Here is a 2,977-nt window from a genome sequence, read left to right on the forward strand (position 1 = left end):
GTGCAGTGGTCGGGCCGCGCCAACTATTTAATCAACCGGACCGCCCAATCGCTGCGCGCTTGGGTCCCCTCCGTGCTGCGCACTCCGGCGGCCGGTTATTACAACGTTAGCTAGCACTACAACGATGCCAACACTCACTACAAGAGACTTGGCGGCGCTGAATCCGCGCTGTGAGTATTCGCCTGCCGAATTCGACTATGCGGCAGCAATGTCGCGCGCACGCGTGCTGTTCGACTTGGTGCGGCAGGGCTTTCCCGAGGCGTGGCTTGACGATCAGGTTCAGGACGCGACCTACCACGCCGGGATTGCAGTTGGCACTGTACAGGTTCGCCTCAGCAATTTTGGGCAGCTTGCTGTCATAACTTCAGAGGAGCTACTTACGCCGCAGGTGGTTTCGCATCTTGTCACACTTATTGAGACGGCTGGTTACAGTCATGTGCCGTTCCGGGCTTTTGGCGCGCCGTTTCGCGCCAGGGCGAGATTCACGGGGGACCTGTTCAATCAGCTTTTCGATTATGTTTGAGGCAGGGTTGCTAACCCGGCGCTCGTTCGGACTGGCCGGATACGGCGCATTTTACTGTTTAATCCGCTGGCGGCCAGCCGCACAGCTTGCACGTTGGGCGTAATGAAGATATTTCAAATGGCAGAACAGAAAAAATCAAAGCGAGGTGGTTACTGGTTCGTTGCAGCCGGAGCTACGTTTATTGTTGCGGCTCTAGTAGGGAAACAGACCGTGTTCTATGGCGTCGGTGCGCTTTACATCGCCCTTGGTGCTGTGAAGTTAAAGGATGAAAAGTGATCGACGCTTGCAGCCCAACCTTTCATTCCAGCGGATCGCCTGCGGCGCCCGCTGAATTCGCACGTTGGGCCTAAAATCATGCGCCTGCTAAAATTGATAATGCTGCGGATACTCTCAATCAATTGCTGGCTTTTTTCTCTATTGGAGTCGGTGAAGCTTGTCCTTGGCGCTCGCGCGGTATTCATGGTGCAGCGGGAATTTCCTGACGTCAGTCCGTTGAAACTTGGCGGGCTCCATGGCGAGATGATATTCGCCCCTTTCCTAATGGCAGGGTTTTCTGCGGCATTGGCCTTTGTATTCTGGCGCTTGTCGTCTCGCTTCAGTGCAAAAAAGCAGCCCAACAATGAATTCCAGCGGACGCCTGGCGGCGCCGCTGAATAGGACACGATGAGCCCAGCCTTGATCCTGTTAATGAATCACGCCTCGACCACTTCGCTCCGCTCTTGGGCCGCTGGCTGTTTCACCAGCGCGGCGCGTGCTGGCGTTTGGGCCGCTGGCGGTGCGGCGCCTTGCGGCAAGCGCCAGCTGGTCCTTCGCGGCCAGTTCATGCGCTGTGCCCATCATTTCATTCCAGCGGATCGCCTACGGCGCCCGCTGAATTCTCACGATGGGCCCAGCCTTGATCCTGTTAATGAATCACGCGTTGACCACTTCGCTCCGCTCTTGGGCCGCGGGCTGTTTCGCCAGCGCGGCAAGTGTTGCCGTTTGGGCCGCTGGCGGTACAGCGGCTTGTGGCAAGCTCCGGCCGGTCCGGCATGCTGGCGTCCGTGTGGGCGCTTGCGCGGGCAAGCTGGTGGCTGGTCATTCGCGGCCAGTTCGGGCGCTGTGCCCATCATTTCATTCCAGCGGATCGCCTGCGGCGCCCGCTGAATTCTCACGTTGGACCGCGCTTTGACGTTCTGGTTTTCTGTGCTGGCTTCGCTTGGCCTCTGGGCCGGTGCCAGATCCGGCCGTGCGGCTTCGGTGGCTTTTTCGTCCGTGGGAGCATCGCGGACGGTGGCAAGAATTGATGTTGGTGCCGCTGGCGGCTTTGTGGCCGGCGGCTTCGGTGGTGGTGGTCCGTGGCCAGTGCAGGCGCTCGGTCCAACACTGCATTCCAGCGGATCGCCTACGGCGCCCGCTGAATTTGGACGTTGGGCCTGGCTCTGAACATGGGTTCATTGACTATCGCCACTATGCTTGGCTCGTGGTTCGCAGGCAATTCCGTCCGCACGGCTAGCGATCGCGTTTGGCCTGTGGAGACCTTAGGTTTTTGGGGTGTAAGCTTGCGTCAGCGGCTGCTCGCCATGCGGGTTGGCGCTTGCGCGGCAAAGTTTTCGGCTCGGCATTCGGGGCAAGTTCACGCGCCTTGCCCAACATTTCATTCCAGCGGATCGCCTACGGCGCCCGCTGAATTCTCACGATGGGCCCAGCCTTGATCCTGTTAATGAATCACGTGTCGACCACTTCGCTCCGCTATTGGGCCGCGGGCTGTTTCGCCAGTGCGGCAAGTGCTGCCGTTTGGGCCGCTGGCGGCACAGCGGCTTGTGGCAAGCGCCGGCCTGTCCGGCATGCTGGCGTCCGTGTGGGCGCTTGCGCGGGTAAGCTTGTGGCGGGTCATTCGCGGCCAGTTCAGGCGCTGTGCCCATCATTTCATTCCAGCGGATCGCCTACGGCGCCCGCTGAATTCCAACGTTGGGCCTATGGATACTGTTGACACTTGGATCATTCGAGAACCTGCAATCTCCGAGGATGAATGGGATTCTCTGATTGCGAGGCGCGACGACTTCGTGTTATTGGATGCGCCAACTGCTGAGACCAAGACTGGGGCGCTTGTTCAACTACCTGGGGTAGCTCTTTGGGTTGGGGGATCTTCTGGCGAGGTTGCCTTCGCCTTTGGCGAGGATGGAATTCACGTTAGCCCCGTGGATGCAGAGTCGCGTGAATTTGCTCGCGCACTTGCGCATCAGCTCGGTGCAACGGTGGCTGACTGAATGCCTGTATTTGCCCAACCATACATTGCACCGGACCCGCGCGAAAACCGCGCGGTCCGGTGAATTCTCACGATGGGCCCAGCCTTGATCCTGTTTATGAATCACGCGTCGACCACTTCGCTTAGCTTTTTTGCCGCTGGCTGTTTCGCCAGCGCGGCGCGTGCTTGCGTTTGGGCCGCTGGCGGCACAGCGGCTTGTGGCGAGC

Annotated in this window: 3 protein-coding genes; all 3 read left to right on the top strand. The window is 59.4% G+C overall.

Annotated elements, in window-relative coordinates; genetic code table 11:
* Positions 1–148 precede the first annotated feature (148 nt).
* The 3 genes from AC1RRC_RS33165 (at position 149) to AC1RRC_RS33175 (ending at position 1,180) form a co-directional block, all read left to right on the top strand.
* Positions 149–523, top strand: coding sequence for a hypothetical protein (locus tag AC1RRC_RS33165; protein WP_493060193.1), 375 nt, complete (start codon positions 149–151; stop codon positions 521–523).
* Between the two features lie 117 nt (positions 524–640).
* Positions 641–799 (top strand): hypothetical protein, encoded by a 159-nt coding sequence (locus AC1RRC_RS33170; protein WP_493060194.1) that lies wholly within the window; start codon positions 641–643, stop codon positions 797–799.
* 78 nt (positions 800–877) lie between these two features.
* Positions 878–1,180 carry a hypothetical protein gene (locus tag AC1RRC_RS33175; protein ID WP_493060195.1) on the top strand — a complete coding sequence of 101 codons (303 nt, stop codon included), beginning with the start codon at positions 878–880 and terminating at the stop codon, positions 1,178–1,180.
* Positions 1,181–2,977 lie beyond the last annotated feature (1,797 nt).

It is taken from the genome of Pseudoduganella sp. GW821-FHT12E03 (assembly GCF_058807115.1).

Bases quoted from the DNA above. Each gene is read 5' to 3' on its own strand.
- AC1RRC_RS33170 (WP_493060194.1), top strand. From the start codon at position 641: ATGGCAGAACAGAAAAAATCAAAGCGAGGTGGTTACTGGTTCGTTGCA.
- AC1RRC_RS33175 (WP_493060195.1), top strand. From the start codon at position 878: ATGCGCCTGCTAAAATTGATAATGCTGCGGATACTCTCAATCAATTGC.